Source organism: Nocardioides sp. SRI_004 (genome assembly GCF_057586415.1).
In genome coordinates this window covers 101,497-122,857 of the sequence record NZ_JBYCZV010000008.1, presented here as the reverse complement: position 1 = coordinate 122,857, position 21,361 = coordinate 101,497, and the positions used below count along the sequence as shown (strand labels likewise).

Below are 21,361 nucleotides of genomic sequence, written 5' to 3'. Positions count from 1 at the left end.
CGTTTTGGCGCCGTTCACTGGATCGGCTAATGTTCTCAACCGCACCGCAGAGCGGGCCGAAAGGCCGGCAAAGCAGTGCGATGCGGACGTAGCTCAGTTGGTAGAGCGCAACCTTGCCAAGGTTGAGGTCGCGAGTTCGAGCCTCGTCGTCCGCTCGGAGTGGTCAGACCCACTGCCTGACCAGGCCAGTGTGTAAAGGGCCACCTGCGGTGGGTTGGCCGAGAGGCGAGGCAACGGACTGCAAATCCGTGTACACGGGTTCAAATCCCGTACCCACCTCCACAACAACTCCACAAGGGCGATTGGCGCAGCGGTAGCGCGCTTCCTTGACACGGAAGAGGTCACTGGTTCAAACCCAGTATCGCCCACCAGTAAAGCCGCAGGTCAGAGGCCCTTTTGGGGCCTCTGTTCTGCTTTTCGTGCAACATACGTGCAACAAGGATTCGGCGCGCGCACCTCGTCAGCGGCACTCAGAGTTGCGCTGTGGGCATCTTTTGCGGAGTGGCTTCTAGGTCGTCGAGCTTGATCCGGATGGCCCGCTTTCCGCAGCGGTACGCCGGAAGCGTGCCGGCTGCGATCCAGCGCCGGATCGTCCTGACCGAGACCGACATGGACTCGGCCGCCTCCTCGAGGCTCACGTAGACCGCGATGGCTCGTCGCTCAGCCATCGGAACGCACCTCGACCTGGGTGACCTTGGCGGAGGCCAGGAAGCAACGGGCCTCCGCGACCGTCACGTAGAGCCGGCCAACGCCCTGAAAGCGCGTCCATCGCGGGCCGATGCCACGGCGACGCCAGTCACGGACGGTGCGTTGCGGTGTGCGGATGAGTTCGCAGAACTCCTCGAACAGGATCAGGCCGTTGTCGTCCCAGTCCTCGGGGATCCCGATGGGTGTCACCATCACGTCGCCTTTCGTTGCTGGCCGCCGACGGGTTCGGCGACTCTGGTTGAGAAGCACCGCCCCTCGTGTGGGTCGGACGTCCGCTGACCGCTCGTGTCGAGACCGGCTGCTCCTTGGTCACCTAAGTCGTCTCAGGTCCCGCGAGCGATCACCTGAACGATGGGACTTGGTCAACGACCGATTCCCTGCCCCCGCGGAGGGGTGCTCAGGGGTTGCCGCTCTTCAAGCCGCCGCGGGCGCTCGGCCAGTCCGTCGGTCAGGGCGGCGGCCTGCAGTGATTCGGAATGCGCCAGCGCCCGTGTGCCGTAGCGCTCGATGTCCTCGTCGACGCGGGTCGCTGCGTGTCCTGGGCCGAGGTCGGCTCGATTGCGACTGAACACGCCCGCCCATTGCTCGCGGGCGTCCTCGACAGAATCGGCGACCATGTGGGCGACGTTGCTGTGGCGGCCGCGGGTCATGGCGACGTACGCAGATGCTGCTCCGGTGGTCTCGCCCACGACGAGGTGGGCGGAGTCGACGGTCTCGCCCTGGGCGCCGTAGACGGTCGAGGCGAAGGCCAGTTCGACGTGCCGGTCGGCGTAGGCGGCGGGCAGTTCTCGTTGACCGGCGCGACCGGTGACCAGCAGGCTCCCGTCGTCGCCGATACCGGCGACGGTCCACACGTCGCGGTTGGCGACGCCGAGCTCGCGGTCATTGCGACGCGTCGCGACACGGTCACCGAGGCCGATCCGCTCACCACTGCGGGTGACGGGCTCACCGTTCCGCTCATCACGGGGCTGGCGGTGGTCGCGGATGGCGGCGTTGAGCGCGCCGACCTGTTCGCGGGTGTCGGCGATGATCAGGTCCTCGCTTGCGGCGCCGATGTCCGCGAGGGCGGCGGTGCGTTCGACATCGGTGGCGTGAACGCTGATGAGTCCGCGCTCGAGGAGGGCGTCGAAGACGTCGGCTGGGTGGTCGCCTTCGCGCATCTTCAGGCTGAGGTCGGCGTACTCCGGATCGACGAATCGATGCACGGACTCGAGCTCGAGATGTGCGGTTGGTGGTGTCCAGCGTGCGGCGATGTCGAGTAGCCCGCCGCGACCGACGGCGGGCAGTTGGTGGCGGTCCCCGAGAAGCGCAACAGTCGCGCAGGCGCGGTCGGCGATCGCAAACAGTGCGCGGGCAGTGTCCTGGTCGAGCATCCCGGCTTCGTCGATGAGCAGGACGTCGCCGGGTGACAGCCGTGCGGCGACGTTGATCTGTTCGCGGGCGAGGTTGATGCGTGACCAGTGGCCGTCCTGGTCCCATCGGAAACCATTTTGGTGGATGAGCCAAGCCGCGGAGAACGCATCGGTGCCGACCTGCTGTCGCGCAGCCTGTGCTGCTTTGAGGGTCGGTGTGACGACAAGAAGTCGGCGGTACTGCGCATCGAGGGCAGCGCGGGCGGCGGCGAGGGTGGTGGTCTTTCCGGTGCCGGCCGCACCCTCAATGACGAGGAGGCCGGCGTCGCCGGCAAGTGCCGCGACGACCGCCCGTTGCGCGGCATCGAGGTGGTCGCTGTTCGTGATCCGGCCCGGACGTTGGACCGGTTGCAGTACGCGCGTTGCGATGGCGTCGATGAGTTTCGCTTCGACGTCGAGTACCCGGTCGGAGGTGAGGTTCCTGATGTGGTCCGGCACGTCACCGCGTTCGCGCAACGGCCGGCAGCAGGCGACCGCGCGTGCGGTGAGGTCTTCGGCCAGCTCCGTGCGTGCGGCTCGGTCGGCGATGATGCCGACCGCGGGGATCAGTTTCTCGACTTCGCCGCGAATGTCGGCGGCGTTCCAGGCCGAGCGTTTCGCTCCGAGCCGGGTGAGGACGAGATCAACGGCAGCGTCGCGACGCAACCGACCGATAGTCGTCGCTCGAACCTCGACGGGTTCTATCGGTAGACGGAAGCCGAGGTCGTGCAGCTCGACGTTCCACCGAGTGACAAGGTCGACGCCGTCGGCCGGTACAACCTTGTCGGGACGTGCATCAGCCCACGCGCGACGATCCCACGACTGTCGCAGCTTCGGCCCCGGCTCCTCGCCGGGGTGCTCGGTGCGCCATGCGGCTTCGTAGCGGTCGACGTTGCGGTTGATCTGCGAGGTTCGTTGGCTGAACCGACCGGCGTACGGCGCGAGCTGCTGAATCTCGCCGGAGTCGTCGAGCGTGTAGCCATGTTCGGCGAGCGCGGTGCGGAACTCGGGGTCGCACATCACGGCGGCGTGACCGATGCCATTGAGCGCCTCGATGGAGTCAACAACTCCGACGGAGTGCAAGCCACGCCATGCACCTGCCGCGTGCACGCGCGCGTTTATCTGAACGTGCAGGTGACGGTGCGGGTCACCGGCACGCGATGTGTAGTGCCGCACGACCGCGGCCTCGATCTTCTCGACGGGTACCTGGACCTGGCGTCCGCGCGGACCGACGCGTGTGGTTGCGTGCTGGGCAACCCACCCGATGACCTCCTCGGCCGCGCGGGTCTGTGCCGCTTCGTAAGCAGCAGCGAGATCCGGATGGAGTGCGGCCGCGAGCGACCAGGTCTTGGGTCCATTGACGACCACCTCGACGAACCTCAACGCGCGATCGTCATCGCGCAACCGGCCCTTCGGCTGACCGGTGGACACGTCGTACCCGGCCACCCACTTTTCGTACGTCGGGCCGTCGAGATCGGGACGCCGATCGATGACAGTTCCGTCGCCGCTCACGTTGACGGCGTAGTGCTCGGCAACGCCGCTTCCCTCGGCGAGGTAGTAGTCATCGCCACGTGAGTGGTCGGCCTCGACATAGGAGCGTGCGGCGGCTGCCGAGCCGCGGTAGAACTTCACCCCACCGTGCATGATGTCCTCGTCACCGCCCGTCACGTCTCGTCAAAGACCCCTGAAATGACACCGGTCCGTCCCCCCGGGGGACGGACCATCTACGAACCTTCGTAGCATGCGTGCCGCCCGGTTTCGAGCCTTCCAATCACCTGGTGGGGATCGGGTTTTGGGACTCGCCAGCGTCCGTCAACAATCGTCATTGGGGCTCACAGCTGAATGCAGCAATGAGATGTACTCAGTGATGTCCTCGGGGTCGCACAAGGTGCGACTGCAGGGGCAGACGACCACCAAGCGGGACGTTCCCGGAGGCACAGGGCCGACGGTTCGCGGGCTGCGCGGGCGCCGCGGCAGAAGCTATGTAGAGCTGCCGCGCATGCCGATCGACGACAGCACCGGAGGTCGTCTTGGCGTCGATTTACGTTGACCCAGTCGATCCTCGACGATGAGAATCGATCTAGCGGATGCCGAAGATGTTGGGACCCCGCACCGTCTTCTATCAGCAGTCCCCTGGGCTGCGAACAGCGTGGGTTGTGTAGGCGTTGCGTTTCGCTTGGCCGCCTTCGCCGAGCGCGACCCGCACGATCATGCCAGCGCTCTCAACTGGTCTTTGCGCACTTCCTTGAGTTCAGAGGACGTTCGTTGTCCTGGCTGCTCGGGGACGAGCCGGGAGTCGGCGTCCACCAGATCGGCCCGAATGGGCTCCCCGCGGCTTGCGCATCATCGTGAGTGGCGGTGCTGGCCGGCAGTTTCCACATCTACGACGACATCAGGTCCAGAACTGATCGAGTGACTCACATTCAGTCGCCGATGGCCCCAGGACTTCTCGGGGCCATCGCCATTTCGGACGCGGAGATCTCGCCACCAATCCCGTCTATTCTTCACCGGGCTGTCACGAGGACGTTGCTCATGACCGGCAGCGTGAGGATTGGTCGCTCGCGCCGTGTCGCTCTGCCAGTTGATCCAGCATCTGAGCCAGAGCGTCGGCAAGTCGGCGCGTACCGGCGATCGCCGCTTCGGGACCGGGCCCGAGCTGCCTGAGATCGGTCAGGTCAAGCGGCGGACCAATGTCGATGGTGACGGTGGGCCGTTTGAACAGTTTCGGGCGGCGGCTGTAGGCCGGCAGGATCTCTTCGGCGCCTCGTTGGGCAACGGGAATGAGCGGCGCTCCTGATTCGATTGCCAGCCGCACAGCGCCTGTCTTGAGTTCCATCAAGCCGCCGTCAGGGTCCTTGGTGATCGTTCCTTCGGGATAGACCACGAGCAGTGCACCGCTGCGAAGTGCCGTCAGGGCGGCGCCGAATCCGTCGGCACCATGAGATCGATCCACCTCCACATGTCCGGCCGCACGGAACCACCTCCCTACGATCTTTTCTTCGAACAGGCTGCTCTTCGCAAGAAACGCCGGGATCCTTCCGTTGGCGAGGACCATCTCGGCGACGAGTAACGGGTCCAGTTTGGAGATGTGGTTCGCGGCGAGTACGGCTGGGCCGCGTGCGGGTATCCGCTCGACTCCACGCCAGTCGCGCCGGCGCACCAGAATCAGAACCGGCTTGCAGATCACGACGGCCACCCACCAGGCAACGCCCCAGTCCGTGTGCCCTCCAGGAGACGTCACAGGATGATTGCCCGGGCCCTGCGAACCACGCGCCGCGCACGTCGCGCATCTGCGGAGGTCATTGTCCTTGGCTCTGCTCTTGTTCGGCGCCGGCGGCGAAGTGACCGGGATCGACCACCACGAAGGTGGCGTCGGCTGATCCGGTCTTCTTGCCGGTTGCATCAGACGCCTCAGCGTGCAGCAGGAGCCGGCGTCCTGTGCGATTCGTGACCTGTACCCGGAATGTGTAGGGATGGTGCAGTAGGAACGGCGCGTGATATTCGACGGTGAGACTGCGCGTGACAGCCAGTGCTCCGACGGTGTAGAGCGAGAAGCCGAAAAGGTCGTCGAAGGCGAGGGCCACAGCTCCACCGTGAGCGATGCCGGGAGCGCCGACCTGGGCCTCGTCGAACGAGTGCACCGCTTCAACGCCTGAGGCGGTGCGAACCGCGCGAAGGTGCAGACCGGCGGAATTGTCTGGCCCGCACCCCGCGCAGTGCGGGGAATGTGGCGGCAGCACCTGGCCGACCTCCACAGTGACCTGACCGGCGAGATGCGCCGCCCATCCAGCGATCAGACCCCCATCGCGGTAGTCGAGCTCTTCGTGCCGGACAACAGATGCGTAGTCGTAGTCGTGGTCCCCCAGTGTCGCCATGTGCGTCGCTCTTTCTTCTCCACGGACTTGATATCGCTCTTGATGCGATCGGTCATCGTGACGGCAGGAGTCGATCAGTGATCACCAGCCAACGACCTGGCAGCAGCCTCCAAGGACTCGACCAGATGCAACTCCAGCTCTGGTAGACGACCAGCGATCAGGACCAGTTGCTCGATCCGAGAGCGTGGTTCGGCGTCGCGTTTGGCCGCGGCGCGCGCGGCGTCGGTCCAGGTCTGCGCACAGCGGGCGGCTTTGGTCGCAAGGTCTGTGGTCGCGGCGTCGCCGGTCAGCCGTGCGACCTCTGCGCAGCCGTCGGCGACCAGACGGCGGAACAGACCGCCGCCGGTTCCTGCCTTTTCAATGAACGCGCCAACGCTGAACAGAAGTATTCCGAGTTCGTCGTCCGGGAGTTCTGCCCAGGTCGCGACGTCTGCGGCGAACAGATCAACGGCCTCCAGGCCTTCAGTACCGAGGGCCGCCGTCGTCGGATCGGCGATGCTGTGGGGCGATGGTTCACGCATGTTGGCGGCGGATTGCCTGAACGCCCCTGCGGCGACTTCCTCGAGGGCGGGAAGCGAGCGGGGCCAGGTGATGCGGTAAGTGCAATGGCGGGTGGGTTGCGGGAACGCCGTGGAGGACCGTGCCCGGGCCAACGCTTCGAGCGGAACTTCCTGGACGTCTGCGCGGTCGTTGTCCACGACGAAGGCGAGCTCCCTCTCCTCGTCGTAGCCGATCACCACGATGTCGTGGCGGCTCATCTGCAGTTGGACCCGCAGGTACGGCAGTTCCGCGATGTCGCCCCACACAAGGCTGGGTCGTCCGGCGTCGAGCTCGTCTCGGACCCACGACCACCCCTCCTCGGGATCATCGGTGGTGAGGACCTGCACCTGCCCACCCAGACGTAGCGGTAGATCTACTTCGAACTCGGCGCCGCGCCCGACCAGATACAGCGGGGGAAAGAGGTCGGTCGATCGGAGGTAGGACAGCCCCAGGGCGCCGCCGAGCGCGAACACCAGACCCTCATCGGGCGGTCCGTCCCATCCCAAGCCGTTCCAGTGCAGCAGGTCGCGCATCGCACCCGAACCGCAGTGCCCTCCCATTCGGTGGGGGTAGTTCTGGATCAGGGTTCTTCGGGGCACGGGACGTCCTTCTCGTATTTGCCGGTTGGTTCAGAGATGCGGGGGTTAGCTGTTCCGGATTCGCTCCAGGTAGGCCTGGCGGGCCCCCATGTCGACGTCGTCGAGGAATACCGAGTCCGTGCCAAGGGCGGAGCCGAGCGCGGTGGCAAGTCGTCCGGGCACGAACTTCATTGCTGCGACCATGCCGCCGGCAACGCGGGTGACGCGTACGAACGGACGGGGTTGCTCGATCAGATCGGCCGTCGCCCGCGCGATCTCCTGCGGCTCGGCGTTACGCAGACCCTTCGCCCCGGACGTTCCAGCGACCAGTTCGGTGTTGGTGAAGGTGGGCCGAACGGTTGACAGGCAGACTCCGGACTTGCGGTACTCCTGGCGGGCCGCCTCAGTGAACCCGATGACGGCGAACTTCGTGCCGCAGTAGGTGGCCAAGCCGGGCACGGAGAGCTCGCCGGCCAACGACGCAGTGTTGATGATGTGCCCGGCGCGCCGCGGCAACATCCGCTGGAGGGCCAGCTTGGTTCCGAAGATCACGCCAAGGACGTTGATCTCCACCTGCCGCCGGGTCACGGTGTCCTCCTCCTCGTGCACGTGCCCGGTGGGCATGATGCCCGCGTTGTTGATCAGCACGTCGATGGGACCGAGTTGCGTCTCGACCATGTCGAGGAAGGCCCGAAAGGAGTCGGGATCGGTTACGTCGAGTCGGGCGACGGAGGAGATGCCGAGCTCATCAGCGGCCTCCTTGGCACGGGCCTCGTCGATGTCGCCGATGGCGACGCGGTGGCCGCGTCCGATCAGTTCCTTGGCCGTCTGGTAACCGATACCGCGGGCTCCGCCGGTGATCGCGATCGTCTTGGCGGGAAAGAGTGTGGGGCGAGTCATCTGATGTGCTCCTGGTGCAGGCCCAGGCGTTGACGCAAGCCGCGACCGGCTACCGTGCGCAACACTCTTCGGGCGATGGCCGTACGCCGGGCGGAGTACGGGTACCACGTGAGTTCTCGTGTCAAGACGGGGAATCGCGGCTCGGTCACCGCTTGCACCCGGCAGTACTTGTGGAGCCCGTCGGCTCCCCCGAGCCGCGCGCCCGTCCCCGACGACTTCCACCCGCTGTGCGGCAGCGTCATCGCGAACAGGTTGCTGAAGACGTCGTTGATGTTGACCGCTCCAGCATCCAGGCGTCGTGCGATGCGCTGGGCCCGAGCGTGGTCACGAGTCCAGACCGTGGCCGACAATCCGTACGGCGAATCGTTGGCCAGTCGGATGGCTTCGTCTTCGTCGGCGACGCGCATCACGGGGATCGTGGGGCCGAAGGTCTCTTCGGTCATGCACGCCATCGTGTGATCGACATCGATCAGGACTGTGGGCAAGTAGTAGTTCCCGGCCTCGCCTCGTCGTCCGCCGGCCACTGCGTTCGCGCCGGACGCTACCGCCTCGCTGACGTGGCGATCGGTGATCTCGACCTGCCTTGCGGTGACCATGGCACCGACATCGTCGCGCGCGCCCACCCCCTGGGTCAGCGACTGCACGCGCTCGGTCAGCCGAGCCACGAACTCCTCGTACACCTGGGCAACCACATAGACGCGCTCGACGGAAATGCAGACCTGCCCTGCATTGAACAAGCCACCCCAGGCGATGCCCTCGGCCGCACGGGCGAGGTCGGCGTCTTCCAGGACGATTGCTGGATCCTTGCCGCCAAGTTCGAGACTCACCGGCTTCAACTGCTCAGCGCAACGAAGTGCGACCGCACGCCCTGTCACTGTCGAGCCTGTGAACTGGACGAAGTCAGCGGCATCCACGACGGCGGAGCCAGTGTCGCTGGCCCCCGTGACATGTGCCAGAACGGGCGGGGCGCCGATCTCGTGCCAGCCTTCGATGACCCGTGCGCAGGTCAGTGGTGTCTCTTCCGAGGACTTCACCAGGACCGCGCACCCGGCAGCCAGCGCGGGAGCTGCGTCCATGAGAAAGAGAGTGATCGGGAAGTTCCAGGGGGTGATCAGGCCGACGAGAGGATGGGGCCGGTAGGTCTTGGAAAGTCGCTTCGGCAGGCTCAGCAGTCCCGCGGACCTGACCCTTTCGTCGGCGAGAAAGTCCTCGGCGTGGTTGGCGTAGTAGGTGATGAATTCGCAGGACGCGGTCGTCTCCACGAGGGCGTCAGGACGCACCTTGCCGGTCTCGGCCTGAAGCAGGTCGGTGAGCTCGTCGGTATGAGCAAGGATCCAGTCCCGCCACTGGTGCAACCATTGTGAACGCTGCCGTGGACCATCCTCGGCCCAGGTAACTTGGGCGAGGCGAAGCTCGGTAGCGATGCGCGTCACGGCGTCACGATCATCTACGGAGATGGTCTCCACCAACCGGCCGTCGGCTGGGTTGCGCACCTCAAGCATGGTCGCTGTGGTTGTTGGGCTCATCGGTCCTCCTGTGGGTGCGCAGACCCGGGTGAAGCGTCAGTTTGGATCTGGCTCGTCGACTTGATGGTGAAAGCGTCGTCAACCGCAGGCGCGGAGGAATCCACCATCGAGCCATAGGTGTGGCGAAGCTCGCTCAGGATCTCGGCCAAGGGCAGGTCGTCGAAGAGGCCACGCTCGTGGACGTACTCCATGTGCTGGATTCCGTCTGCCGTGAAGGCGTGCATGAGTGCGTGGTGCTCACCGTCGAACTCCACCGGAGGAACACCGAAACGAGCACACAGCTCGACGTTGAACGCCGGCGTCGCCTTGAGCCACCTGCCGTCGATGTGGAGACTGCTGTATCCGTGGTAAACGAACAGGTCCGTGCCGCCCATGAGTGTTCGCAGGGTCTGGGTTTGCAGATGGTTGCGGACATCGGCGAAACCCAAACGCGCCGGAATGCCTGCCGCGCGGCACACCGCAGTGAGCAGCACGGCTTTCGGGACGCAGTAGGCGCGACCGGCCTGGAGCACGAAGCTCGCGCGGTAGTGCGCAGGGTCGGCCGACACCGTGTAGGGGTCGTACCAGACCCGGTCGCGGACGGCGGCGAACAGTCGTCTCGCTTTCTCGGTGTCGGTCCTCGCGTCACCGACCGTGGCCGCGGTGAAGTCGCGGACGTCCTCGTGCTCGAAGTCGAGAAATTCCGTCGGCTCCAGGTGGGACGCAAGGATCTGACTCATCGGCGCTCCAGGGTGATCGGCAACCCGTCGACGGGAATCGGTAGTGAGGTGTTGTCCCATCTGACTTCGTAGCCGTCGGGGACCGTCCAGCTGTAGGTGCGCAGCATCTGGTGCAGGATGGCCTTGACCTCCAGGGTCCCGAAGTGGAGACCAATGCACTTGTGCACCCCGCCACCGAACGGGATCCACCCGAAGCGGTGGTGCTGGTCTTCCCGACGCGGCTCACTGAAGCGTCCAGGGTCGAATTTGTCGGGGTCGGTCCAGCATGTCTCGTCGAAGTGATTGGCGGCCGGAGCGATGGCAACCAGCGTGTCTGCTGGAATGTGGCTCCCGGCAATCTCGACGTCCTCGACGGTCTTGCGCATGACGATCGGCACTGGCGCCACCAGGCGCAGCGTTTCCTTGATCACCAGATCGAGAGTCGCCAGCGACTCCAGGTCGACGATGTTCGGGGTCCGGTCGCCGAGTCGGTCGGACTCGGCCCTGGCCTGCTCCTGCCACCCCGGGTGCTTGGCGAGGAAGTAGGCGGCCGCCGCAGTGGTGATGGTCGAGGTGTCGTGGGCGGCCATCATCAAGAAGATCATGTGGTTGATGACGTCCTCATCGGTGAAGGCGTCCCCTTCGGCGGTCTGCGCATGGCACAGTCCCGCGAACAGGTCGCCGCCCTGACCCTCGCGGGCAGCAGGCAGATGTTGTGCGAAGTAGGCCTCCAGCACCGCTCGCCCACGCACACCAGCTCGCCAGCGTGTCCCGGGCAGCGGTATCCGCACGATCGAGCTGGCTGCCCGTACGGTCGACACGAAGGCGTCGTTGATCGCATCGGTGTCCTGGTTCCCGCCGCGCCCCGCCATGAAGACGTCCGTGGCAACGTCGAGAGTCAGGCTCTTGAGCAGGGGGTAGAGCCGGTTGGACGTGCCGGCGGTCCAGCCTTGGATGTTCGCCTCGACGGTCGGTCCGAGTTGGTCGACGTATCCGGCAAGCCGGTCACGGGTGAACGCCTCCTGCATGATGCGTCGATGCATCTTGTGTTCGTCGAAGCTCATCAGCATCAGGCCACGGTGGAAGAACGCGTCGATGAGATAGGTCCAACCGTCCTGGGAAAAGGACCTCGCTTTGGTGGTCAGTGCTTCTTGTGTGGCGTCGGGGCCGGCCACCGCCACCACCTTGGTGCCGAACGCCCCCATCCAGGACACCGGACCGAAGCGCCTGTATCGGGCACGCGTGAAGTCCGACCCGAAGCGGATGTAGTCGACGGTGTGTCCGAGGAGAGGGAGTCCGGCGGTCCCTCGGACGGGCTTGAGTCCGGAGCCTTCCGGAACTGGGGCGAGCTCGTGGACCGGCCACCGGTCGCTGGCCTCGCGCAGGGCCGCGTCCCATCTACTCGGTAGCGACGCCAGGAGCAACGACGAGAGCCGGTCGCGCCTCTTCGTGATTGCTCGTGGGAGGAGGTTCGTCACTTGATGTCCTGTCTATGAGCGTTCCCGGTGGTCAGCAACGGAGGCGTACTACGCCGCTCGGCCTACCCGCGTATGTCGGTCAGATCTGGGACAACCAGCTCCGCCCGTCCCAGCAGCGGAGCACCTTGCGCCAGGAGCCGCTTGGTCAACATGAAGTCACGGGGACGGTTCACGCAGTCCGCGGCGATCAGCACACCGTGGCGGAGGTAGAAGCAGGTGAAGTCGCGGTCTTGACGGGGATCACCGCTGAGCACGACTTCGTCGTAGCCGGTGTTGAGTCCGGCGATCTGGAGCTTGACGTCGTACTGATCTGACCAGAACCACGGAAGCGCAGTGATTTCTTTGGCCTTCCCGCAGAGGGTGGCGGCGGCCACCTTGGCTTGCTCCCCCGCGCTCGGTACGCACTCGAGACGAACTCGACGACCGTGACTGGCCATGGTGCGGCTCGTGCAATCGCCGGCCGCAACGATGCCGGGGTCGCTCGTGCGGGCTCGATCGTCAATCGCGATGCCGTTGTCGACAACCAGTCCTGATGCCGAGGCGAGTTCGGTGTTCGGCTCAACACCGATGCCCACGATGACGAAGTCAGCAGGAATTGATTCGCCGCTCGACAGGAACACTTCGCGGACCTGGGTGTCCCCGGCGATGGCCTCGACAAGTGCATTCGTCCGAATGGAGACGCCCGCATCTCGGTGGATCCGCTCGAAGAATGCTGAGACCTCGGGGGCCGTCACTCGTTCGAGGACACGCCCGGTCGCCTCGAGCACCGTGACATCGAGCCCCAACGCGCGCAACGACGCGGCTGTCTCCAGCCCGACGTAGCCCCCACCGACGATGACGGCTCGCCGTCCGGGCGAGGCGGCTCCACGGATCAGCTCGACGTCCTTGGCGGTGCGCAGGTAGTAGACACCGCCAAGTAGGGCGCCCGGCACGAGAAGTCGTCGCGGCCGAGCACCGGTGCACAGGGCAAGCTTGTCGTAGCCCAGCGACTCGCCGTTGCCCAGCACCAGGTGACCAGCGGTGCGGTCGATCGACTTGATCGTTGCATCCAGAAGCTGGATCTCCTGCTTGGCGTAGAACGCTGCGCTACGGATCGCCAGATCCTCAAGGGTGCTCTTGCCCGCCAGCAGGGCCTTCGACAGGGGCGGGCGTTGGTAGGGCAGCGCCGACTCATCGCCCACCAGGACGACCTCCCCGGTCCACCCCTCCTGGCGCAGACTCGCCGCGAGCTGCGCGCCGGCATGGCTTGCGCCGACGATCACCGCTCGCTGCCCGGTCATGCGCCGGCCTTCGGGGTGAGACGGACCATCAACTCACTGATGCCACGTACGAAGTTTGACTGCACGTACTCCGGCTCGCCCACCACCTCGATCTCCTCGAAGCGCGGAAGCAATTCCTCCCACAGGACCCGCAACTGCAGCTCGGCCAGCCGGTTCCCCATGCAGCGGTGGACGCCGAACCCGAAGGAGATGTGGTTGCGCGCGTTGGCACGGTCGATGATCAGCTCATCAGGCCGATCGAAGACGGCGGCGTCGCGGTTGCCCGAGGCGTACCACATCACGACCTTGTCGCCCTCACGGATGAACTGGCCGTTCAGGATGGTGTCGACCTTGGCGATCCGGCGCATGTAGGCGAGCGGAGTCTGCCAACGGATGACCTCCGAGACCATGTTGGGGATAAGGTCAGGGTTGGCCTTCAGCTTCTCGAACTGATCCGGGAACTGGTTGAGCGCAAGGACACCACCACTCATCGAGTTGCGGGTCGTGTCGTTGCCTCCGACGATCAGCAACACCAGGTTTCCGAGGAACTCCATCGGGCGGTCGATGAGGTCCTTGGTGTTCTCGTTGCTCTGCAACATGGTGATCAGGTCGAAGCCGGGTTCCTCCCCGGCAGCAGTCCGGGCGGCCTTGTCGTGCCAGAGGGCGCTCAGACCTCCCGCCATGTCACGCATGCCACGGAAGACCTCATCGTTGTCCGAGGGACCACCGTTGGCTTGCTCCATCGAGGACGCAAGATCTGACCAGTAGACGAGCTTGTCACGCTGCTCGTAGGGGAAGTCCAGCAACGTGGCCAGCATGCGCGCAGTCAACTCGACCGAGACGCGCTGCACCCAGTTGAACGGCTCACCCACCGGGAGTTCGTCCAGCACCTCGCGAACGCGCTCTCTGATGAGCCCCTCCATCTCGCGCAGATTCTTCGGTGCGACGACGCCTTGGACCGCCTGCCGCTGCAGGTCGTGCCGCGGCGGATCCATCGCGATGAACATCTCGATGTCGAGGAACCGTGGTGGCACGCCGATGACGATCAGGGGTTCGGCAGAGAACGAGTCATGGTCCTTGTCGACCGCGATGATGTCGGCGTGCCGGGTGACAGACCAGAACGGGCCGAAGGGACTGTTGGGCTGGTAGTGCACGGGGGCTTCGGTGCGCAGACGCTCGAAGTAGGACTTCCAGCGACCCTGCCGGTACATGAACGGATTGCTCATGTCGATGTCGGCGAGGTCGATCTCCTCGACCGGCGGGATGGGGCGCTCGACAAACATCTTCTTGCCATTGGTCCCCGTGACCCACCTCCTGGTCTTGTCGTAGAGATGTGCGCCCTGAATCTGCCGCTCCATCGGGATGGTTGCCTGGACCTTGGCGGTGACCGCCTCAGGAATTTTCATCACTTCTGCCCGTTCTCGCTGGTCACATCTGGAATTCGGGGAGTCGGACGGTCAGCCCGTCCCATGCGTCACAGACCGCCATTTGGCACGACAGTCGGGAGGTCGGTTCACGCTCGGGGTTCATCGCGAGCATCTGCTCCTCATCGGGGCCGGAGAGCCCGACCCGCTCGGACCACTGAGGGTCGACAATGACGTGACAGGTTCCGCAGGCAGCTTCCCCACCGCAGTCGCCGTCGACGCCGGGCACCGCGTTGTTGGTCGCGACCTGCATCAACGACTGCCCCGCGTCCAAGGACGCCGTGTGCGTCTCGCCGTCGTGCGACACGAACATCACCACTGCCATGATCAACTCCTGATGCGTCGTAGGGAGGGCACAAGGCCTTGGGTCAACTCTTGCCGCGGACGCCGGTCGTGGCTATGTTCGCCCGGGCCAGTTAGTTGTGAGTTCGGCTCAGGGAAGCGGGTTCGATGAACCTCAATGAAGCGGGAGTGCCCTACACGGCATTCGCGCAGCTGCTCGAGAGCCAGGCACTTGGAGCGGGCGCTGTGGCACGGTTCCGCGCCATCATGGCCCGTGAGGGCGTCACCGAGGCGACCTTGCTGCAGCACGACGGGCAGATCCCAGTGCGGTGGTTCCGGGAGGTCTACCCCACGCTCGATGCCCACCACGCCACCGAACTCGGCCACACGTTCGCAGAACAGGCTCAACTGACCTCGTTCGGCCCTTTGAGTCTCCCCTTGATCAGCGCAGGATCCGTGGCCGAGATCATGGAACTTCTCACCTACCTGCCCTTGATCACGACAGCCGTCACCACACGGTTCCACCCGAACGACGAGGGCCTCACAGTCGGGCTCACGGGTCATATCGGCGATCCGGATCTGGATTGTCTGCTCGTTACCTACTGCGGCTCGGCACTGCGGAGATTGATCCAGATGCTCGTCGGCGACGGGTCGACCGTCAGACTGCACACCAGTTGGCCAGCGCCCGCGTCCGTGACTCAGCACGAAGCCTCACTGGACGGGCACCTGGTCTTCAAGTCTCCGATGACATTCCTCCACGTGCCCACGGAGACGCTGAATGAGGTCTGTCGGTTCTCCGACCCGGTTGCATATCGCCTCGCGATTGCCGATCTCCGGGAGTCCCTCGAGCACAGGATCGGGCCGACGTCCTACTCGAGCAGGGTACGGATCTCCCTGGACGAGGCTCTTGAACTGAAGACGTGCCAGACGGTCGCCGATGAGCTGTCGATGTCTGCCAGCACCCTCAAGCGGCGCCTCCAGGAAGAGGGCACCACATTCCGCGACCTGCTCGAGACGTCATTGCTGGAGCGCGCCACGCTACGCCTGCTCGACCGATCCATGTCGATCAGCGAGATCGCGGTCGAGCTCGGGTACAGCGACCTCACCAACTTCTCGCACGCCTTCAAGAGGTGGACTGGTCAGTCTCCGAGGCAGTTTCGAGAATCCAGTCACAGTTGGTAGCTGAGACCTTCCGGACGGGCACGCTGATGTCGAACACGGCAGCGGCGGGGAAGGTCGGTTCATTGCGGTTGGCGGTGCCGATCGCTGCCATCGGTCAGGACGGTCGTCCCGGACCCTTGAAGTGCTCGAAGTCAACGGTGACGAAGAGGGCACCCGACCTCGCGACCAAGGCACCGTCGGAGGCCTGGAGGGTGGCGGCCATGTGAATCTTGCGTCCAGCACGTTCCGCGATGCTGGCTTGAAGCGTGTATTCGAGGCCCAGCAGCACCGGGCTCAGGTACTCGACGTCGAGCTTGCGGGTAACGGCGAGGTCTCCGATGGAGTACAGCAGGAATCCGAAGAGATCGTCGAAGACAGTGGCCACTGCGCCACCGTGCGCGATGCCGGGTGCACCCACGTGGCGAGCGTCAAAGGTGTGGGTGGCAACCACCGTGTCGGGGGCGTTGCGGGTCACGACCAGGTGGTGGCCATGTGGGTTCTCCGCGCCGCACCCGAGACAGTGGCTGTGGTGCGATGGCAGGGTCGCCCCGACTCCGCGGGAGACGTCTGGGTCTTGTCGCCATCCGGCGAGCAGGTGGTCGAAGGTGTTCTCACCCATTACGCGTGGGTCTCATCGAATGTGCGTGGCGCCAGTCCGTCGAAGAGGAGTCGCGCTACGGCGTCGGCGATGCTTTCCATCGGCCGTTGACTTCCGACCACTGCCTCCATCAACCCAGCGACCGTGACCGCGCCGAAGATCATGACCGCGTCGGACATCGTGTCCTCCGACGGCAGCAGCGAACCGTCGTCGGCGCCGTCACGGAGCAGCTGTTCGACGGGTTGGTAGAAGGCTGCACTGAGGGCACCGGCGAGTTGAGGGAGGCGGGTTGCGCGACCGAGATCGCCGACCAGGGCTCGGCACGAAGCCGGGTTCTGGAGCATCACGCTCAGCTGGGCACGGATCACTCGCGTCAGGCGTTCCCGCGCGGTCCCTTGACTCTCGACCGCGACACCGACCTCAGCTGCGATGGCCGTCAGCAGGTCGTTGAGCAGGAACGCGAGAATTTCGGCCTTCCCTCTGAAGTGGTAGTAGAGCGTGGAGACGGGTATCCCGGTGACTTCTGCGATGTCCTCGATCTTGGTGTCGTCCAGTCCTCGCTCCGCGATCAGTTCCGAGGCTGCGTAGATCTTGCTGGCTAGTTGTACCGGCAGTGGCTTCATCGGTCCTCCCATGACGCGATCATCCTATGTTTTTGCAGAATTTTGTGTTGGAATCGGATTCCAACATTAGATGCCAAGGAGATCGGCCCATGCCAGCGCCTGTTCGCGGGAACCCGGTCACGTGGCTGTCGAGCACGGCCCTGAAGTTCCCTGCGCTCACTGTCGCCATCTGGCTGGCACTGAGTGCAGTTCTGGTCGTCGTTCCGCCGAGCCTTGAAGACGTTGTCGAACGAGGCACGACCGCATTCCTGCCTGACGGGGCGCCGAGCGTGCGTGGCCTGGACGCGATGGGTTCTGCGTTCGGCACGGGAAAGGCGGAGGCCTACGCGTTCATCGTCCTGGTCAACGACGACGGGCTGAGCAAGGCCGACGGGGCCACCTATCGGCGTCTCGTGGCCGGGCTCGATGCCCATCCGGATGAGGTGGTCGAGGTCCAGGACTATCTGGAGCAACCTCAGTTGCGGACTGTGTTGACCAGCAAGGACGGCCGCGCCACCTACATCCCAGTCGGGTTGAAGGCCCCTATCGGGTCGCCTCGGTCGAACGAGGATGTGGCGCTCCTACGCGGCATCGTCGATGACGCGGGCACTGCCCCGGGCACGAAGGTCCACATCACGGGCGACCCGGCGACGGTGGCTGACCTGACCACGGCGGTCGAGGAGGCCTCGGACAGGATCCACCTCATCAGCGTCGGCTTGCTGGTGCTGATCCTGGCGCTGATCTATCGGCGACTGGTCACCGTGCTGATTCCGCTGGTCACTATCGGGGTGGCCCTGGTCTGCACACGGGGCGTGCTGTCGATCCTCGGTGAGTCGGGGCTCGCACTGTCGTCGTACACCTCGGCGTTCGTGATGGCCATCGTGCTCGGTGCTGGCACTGACTACTCGGTGTTCCTGATCAGCCGGTTCCGGGACGAGTACCGTGACACCGGCCAGGTGGCGACGGCGATCCAGACGGCCACGACGCGGATCGGGACCGCGCTGGTCGCCTCCGCTGCCACGGTGATTCTGGGCGCGAGCACGTTGATCGCGGCCAAGCTCGGCATCTTCTCCACCACCGGTCCGGGGATGGCGATCGCGGTCGCAGTGTCCCTGGCGGCCACCCTCACCCTCACTCCCGTCCTCATTGCCTGGACCGGCACCCGGATCGGACCTGCGCCGGCGATCCGCCCCGAGTCCCTGTGGAGCAGGGTCGGCACGCTCGTCGCAGCACGACCCGCTCGGGTGCTCGTCGGCAGTGTCCTGTTCCTGGGAATCCTGGCAGCGTTCCTGCCCACGATGACGCTGTCGTTCAACACCCGGGCAGCTCAGCCCTCAGACACGCCGAGCAACATCGGAAACGCTGCACTGACCAAGCACTTCGCACCCAACGAGACTCGGCCCGACTACATCTTGGTCACGGCGCAACGCGACATGCGCAACCCGAAGGACCTGGCCAGCCTCAACACCCTGAGCCGTGCCATCGCCAAGGTCCCGGGGGTGACCTCGGTACGCAGCATCACCCAGCCCAGCGGCGAGCCGTTGTCGCAAGCACAGATCAGCAAGCAGCTCACCACCCTGGCAAAGCAGTTGAACAAGGCGGACCGCAAGCTCACCAAGGCACAACCCGGCCTGATCGAACTCAGCGACGGAGCCGCCGAGCTGGACCGAGGCGCCAACAAGTTGGCCGACGGCAGCGTGCAGGCCGTGGACGGCGTCGACCAGTTCGTCACCGGCCTGACCGAACTCAACGAAGGGCTGGAGACTGCCGCAGACAACACCGATACCGCTGCGTCTGGCGCAGGCGACCTCGCCGAGGGCGCACTCCAGCTCGCCCGTGGGCTTCAGAGCGCGCATGACAAGGCCACCCTCGGGGTCGAGGGACTCAAGGCGATCGAGCAGGCGCTTGCCAAGGACCTCCTGTGCGGTGTCGACCCGGTCTGCAATAAGGCGAGAAAGGGACTCAAGCAGATCGTCGATGCCCAGGACGAACAGCTCCTCGGCGGCCTCCAGGAAGCTGCTGACGCCGCCCTGAGCATCGCGAATGGACAAAGCACCCTCGCCGACGGACTCCGCAAGCTCCACGGCGGCCTGGTCCGCGCAGAGAAGGGCAGCGGACAACTCGCCGACGGGCAGAAGGTCTTCCGGACCAAGCTCCTCCAACTCGCGACAGGGACCGAAGAGCTCGCCGCAGGAACCAGTGCGCTGAGCCCGGGCATCAATCAGCTCGCAGACGAGACCTCCCGACTCACCGACGGACTCGACCAGGCAGGCACCTACCTCTCCGACGTGGGCGCACAAGCCAACACTGCGGATGCCGGCGGGTTCTACCTCCCCGCCAGCGCGCTCGAGAACCGGGACTTCGCGCTGGCCCGCACAACGTTCCTCAGCGCCGACGGTCGGGTCGCCCGGATCCAGATCAGCGGCGAGACCGACCCGCTCAGCGTCGATGGCGTCGACCGCTACACCGTCACCCGCGATGCCGCAGCACGAGCCATCCGCGGCACGACCCTGGCTGACGCCGACCTGCTCGCGACAGGAGCCGGCGGGCTGGGAGCAGACCTCCAGGACTACCTCGACCACGACACCCGTTTCGTGGTCGGACTGGTCCTTCTCATCGTGTTACTCATCCTGATCCTCACCCTCAGGTCACTGATCGCTCCCGTCTACCTGCTGGCCTCGGTGATCTTGTCCTGCGGCGCGGCACTCGGCCTGACCACCTTGTTCTGGCAACACCTCATGGGGCAGAACATCGAGTTCAACGTGCCCGTCATCACGTTCGTCCTCTTGGTCGCCGTCGGCGCCGACTACAACATCCTGCTGATGAGCCGGATGCGAGAAGGAGGCCTGAGCCTCAGCCGACGCGACGTTGCTGATGCCGTCACCGCCACCGGCCCCGTCATCACCTCGGCCGGCGTCATCTTCGCCAGTGCCTTCGTCGCGCTGATCGGCTCGTCCGTGCACGGACTGGCTCAAACCGGATTCGCCGTCGCAGTCGGACTCCTCCTCGACACATTCGTTGTCCGCACCCTCGTTGTCCCCGCGTGCGCCGCCCTGCTCGAGGAGCACAACTGGTGGCCCACGCGACCCGGCACTGGTGAGGCCAGCGAGTCCGCGTGATCGCCGATCGAGAGCAGAAGGGACACCTCAGGATGAGCCAACCCGTCAGGATCTACGACCCGTTCGACCCACAGGTCCAACAGGACCCGTACCCGGTCTACGAGCAGTTGCGAGACGAGGCCCCGGCGTACTGGGCCGAGGACGCCAACACTTGGGTCCTGAGCCGTTACGACGACGTCTCCGCGGCTCTCGCCGCTCCAGAGACCTTCTCTTCGGCCAAGGGGATCTTCCCGTCGCCACCCGGCGTCGATCAGTCGGACCTCTTCCTACCGATGCTGATCATGACCGACCCACCACGGCACGCCCAGCTGCGCGCCCTCGTCAGTCGGGCCTTCACGCCGCGACGCATTGCTTCGATGGAGACCTCAATCCGGCAGACCACTGACCACCTTCTCGGGCAGATCAACCCGGGCCCATGGGACTTCGTCTCCGATTTCGCGGGACCCTTGCCTGCGATCGTGATCGCCGAACTGGTCGGGGTTCCCGCCGACGACCGCGAACAGTTCCGGGCATGGTCATCGACCCTCGTGCAAGCGAACCCGATCCACGGAGCGCGCGATGGTCTTGCCGCAGCCGCGTCGCTCTACGAGTACTTCGCCGGCTTCCTCGCCGAAAGACGCCGCACACCCAGGAGAGACCTGATCTCCGATCTGGTCCATGCCGAGGTCGAGGGCGAAAGACTCACTGACGACGAGGTGTTGGGGTTCTGCCTGCTGCTCCTGGTGGCCGGCCACGAGACCACGACGAACCTCCTTGCCAACAGCATGGCCATCCTCACAACCCGTCCCCAGGACCGAGCCCGGATGGCACACGAGCCTGCGGTCCTGGCCTCGGCAATCGAAGAACTGCTGCGCTACGACTCCCCCGTTCAAGGACTCTCGCGGACCCTGACCCGTGACATCACCCTCCACGGCGAGACGCTCCACTCCGGGCAGACAGCCCTGCTCCTCTTCGGCTCCGCCAACCGTGATCATCGAGCGTTCGCCAACCCCGACGAGTTCCAGGTCGAACGCGAGCCGGGACGCCAAGTCGCCTTCGGGCGAGGACCTCACTTCTGCCTCGGAGCCGCCCTCGCCCGCATGGAGACACGGATCGCTCTTCACGCCTTGCTCAACCACACGTCCTTCAAGTGGTTCGCCGATTTACCCGCCGCCAAACGACTTCACTCCGGCCCCATCCGCGGCTACGCATCACTTCCCGTGCAGTAACGGACCCAATCAAC

17 protein-coding genes, 3 tRNA genes and 1 pseudogene are annotated in these 21,361 nt (G+C 65.2%); 6 read left to right on the top strand and 15 right to left on the bottom strand.

Annotated features, from left to right (window positions below):
- The first annotated feature begins 82 nt into the window (after positions 1-82).
- From AC2YHB_RS12845 to AC2YHB_RS12835, 3 genes are all read left to right on the top strand, one after another.
- A tRNA-Gly gene (locus AC2YHB_RS12845) sits at positions 83-155 on the top strand.
- A gap of 53 nt (positions 156-208) precedes the next feature.
- A tRNA-Cys gene (locus tag AC2YHB_RS12840) sits at positions 209-282 on the top strand.
- Positions 283-296: 14 nt separating this feature from the next.
- Positions 297-371 (top strand) — tRNA-Val (locus AC2YHB_RS12835).
- A 99-nt stretch (positions 372-470) separates the two neighbouring features.
- Here AC2YHB_RS12835 and AC2YHB_RS12830 read toward each other — a convergent pair.
- The 13 genes and pseudogenes from AC2YHB_RS12830 to AC2YHB_RS12770 all read right to left on the bottom strand — a co-directional run bounded on the left by AC2YHB_RS12830 (position 471) and on the right by AC2YHB_RS12770 (position 14,702).
- Positions 471-668 (bottom strand): helix-turn-helix domain-containing protein, encoded by a 198-nt coding sequence (locus AC2YHB_RS12830; RefSeq protein ID WP_056756787.1) that lies wholly within the window; start codon positions 666-668, stop codon positions 471-473.
- Entirely contained in the window at positions 661-900 is a 240-nt protein-coding gene (locus AC2YHB_RS12825; protein WP_056756790.1) for a PLC family EF-hand domain-containing protein, read from the bottom strand. The genes AC2YHB_RS12830 and AC2YHB_RS12825 overlap by 8 nt, the downstream gene beginning before the upstream one ends.
- 170 nt (positions 901-1,070) lie before the next feature.
- Positions 1,071-3,767 (bottom strand): MobF family relaxase, encoded by a 2,697-nt coding sequence (mobF, locus tag AC2YHB_RS12820; RefSeq protein WP_238694882.1) that lies wholly within the window; start codon positions 3,765-3,767, stop codon positions 1,071-1,073.
- Between the two features lie 862 nt (positions 3,768-4,629).
- Complete coding sequence (locus AC2YHB_RS12815) at positions 4,630-5,295, bottom strand: lysophospholipid acyltransferase family protein (protein WP_235536118.1); 666 nt, start codon at positions 5,293-5,295, stop codon at positions 4,630-4,632.
- A gap of 103 nt (positions 5,296-5,398) precedes the next feature.
- Positions 5,399-5,974: a PaaI family thioesterase gene (locus AC2YHB_RS12810; protein WP_082606256.1), complete on the bottom strand. Its 576-nt coding sequence runs from the start codon at positions 5,972-5,974 to the stop codon at positions 5,399-5,401.
- A gap of 74 nt (positions 5,975-6,048) precedes the next feature.
- A complete protein-coding gene (locus AC2YHB_RS12805) occupies positions 6,049-7,074 on the bottom strand; it encodes a BtrH N-terminal domain-containing protein (protein ID WP_200958932.1) in 1,026 nt (341 codons plus the stop codon).
- An 84-nt stretch (positions 7,075-7,158) separates the two neighbouring features.
- Complete coding sequence (locus AC2YHB_RS12800) at positions 7,159-7,992, bottom strand: SDR family oxidoreductase (RefSeq protein WP_110205675.1); 834 nt, start codon at positions 7,990-7,992, stop codon at positions 7,159-7,161.
- The gene (locus AC2YHB_RS12795; protein ID WP_056756804.1) at positions 7,989-9,518 is read right to left on the bottom strand and encodes an aldehyde dehydrogenase family protein; all 1,530 of its coding nucleotides are present in this window, start codon (positions 9,516-9,518) and stop codon (positions 7,989-7,991) included. The genes AC2YHB_RS12800 and AC2YHB_RS12795 overlap by 4 nt, the downstream gene beginning before the upstream one ends.
- The gene (locus AC2YHB_RS12790) at positions 9,515-10,237 is read right to left on the bottom strand and encodes a transglutaminase-like domain-containing protein (RefSeq protein ID WP_056756807.1); all 723 of its coding nucleotides are present in this window, start codon (positions 10,235-10,237) and stop codon (positions 9,515-9,517) included. Before AC2YHB_RS12790 ends, AC2YHB_RS12795 begins: the two co-directional genes overlap by 4 nt.
- The gene (locus AC2YHB_RS12785; RefSeq protein WP_200958934.1) at positions 10,234-11,601 is read right to left on the bottom strand and encodes a cytochrome P450; all 1,368 of its coding nucleotides are present in this window, start codon (positions 11,599-11,601) and stop codon (positions 10,234-10,236) included. Before AC2YHB_RS12785 ends, AC2YHB_RS12790 begins: the two co-directional genes overlap by 4 nt.
- A 155-nt stretch (positions 11,602-11,756) precedes the next feature.
- Positions 11,757-12,974: an NAD(P)/FAD-dependent oxidoreductase gene (locus AC2YHB_RS12780; protein WP_056756823.1), complete on the bottom strand. Its 1,218-nt coding sequence runs from the start codon at positions 12,972-12,974 to the stop codon at positions 11,757-11,759.
- An 11-nt stretch (positions 12,975-12,985) separates the two neighbouring features.
- A pseudogene (locus AC2YHB_RS12775) lies at positions 12,986-14,359 on the bottom strand (cytochrome P450); the annotation flags it as partial.
- A gap of 22 nt (positions 14,360-14,381) precedes the next feature.
- The gene (locus tag AC2YHB_RS12770; protein ID WP_056756828.1) at positions 14,382-14,702 is read right to left on the bottom strand and encodes a 2Fe-2S iron-sulfur cluster-binding protein; all 321 of its coding nucleotides are present in this window, start codon (positions 14,700-14,702) and stop codon (positions 14,382-14,384) included.
- Between the two features lie 125 nt (positions 14,703-14,827).
- Between AC2YHB_RS12770 and AC2YHB_RS12765 the strand changes: the two genes are divergently transcribed.
- On the top strand, positions 14,828-15,841 hold the full coding sequence (locus AC2YHB_RS12765) for a helix-turn-helix transcriptional regulator (protein WP_056756829.1): 1,014 nt from the start codon (positions 14,828-14,830) through the stop codon (positions 15,839-15,841).
- Between the two features lie 94 nt (positions 15,842-15,935).
- Here AC2YHB_RS12765 and AC2YHB_RS12760 read toward each other — a convergent pair whose 3' ends face one another.
- Together AC2YHB_RS12760 and AC2YHB_RS12755 are read right to left on the bottom strand one after the other, a co-directional pair.
- Positions 15,936-16,295 (bottom strand): PaaI family thioesterase, encoded by a 360-nt coding sequence (locus tag AC2YHB_RS12760; protein ID WP_235536120.1) that lies wholly within the window; start codon positions 16,293-16,295, stop codon positions 15,936-15,938.
- A gap of 143 nt (positions 16,296-16,438) precedes the next feature.
- Positions 16,439-17,041: a TetR/AcrR family transcriptional regulator gene (locus AC2YHB_RS12755; RefSeq protein ID WP_056757058.1), complete on the bottom strand. Its 603-nt coding sequence runs from the start codon at positions 17,039-17,041 to the stop codon at positions 16,439-16,441.
- A gap of 89 nt (positions 17,042-17,130) precedes the next feature.
- On the opposite strand from AC2YHB_RS12755, the gene AC2YHB_RS12750 reads away from it, so the two are divergent.
- A complete protein-coding gene (locus tag AC2YHB_RS12750; RefSeq protein WP_487354040.1) occupies positions 17,131-20,139 on the top strand; it encodes an MMPL family transporter in 3,009 nt (1,002 codons plus the stop codon).
- Between the two features lie 32 nt (positions 20,140-20,171).
- Positions 20,172-21,347 carry a cytochrome P450 gene (locus tag AC2YHB_RS12745; RefSeq protein WP_056757062.1) on the top strand — a complete coding sequence of 392 codons (1,176 nt, stop codon included), beginning with the start codon at positions 20,172-20,174 and terminating at the stop codon, positions 21,345-21,347.
- The last annotated feature ends 14 nt before the right edge of the window (positions 21,348-21,361 follow it).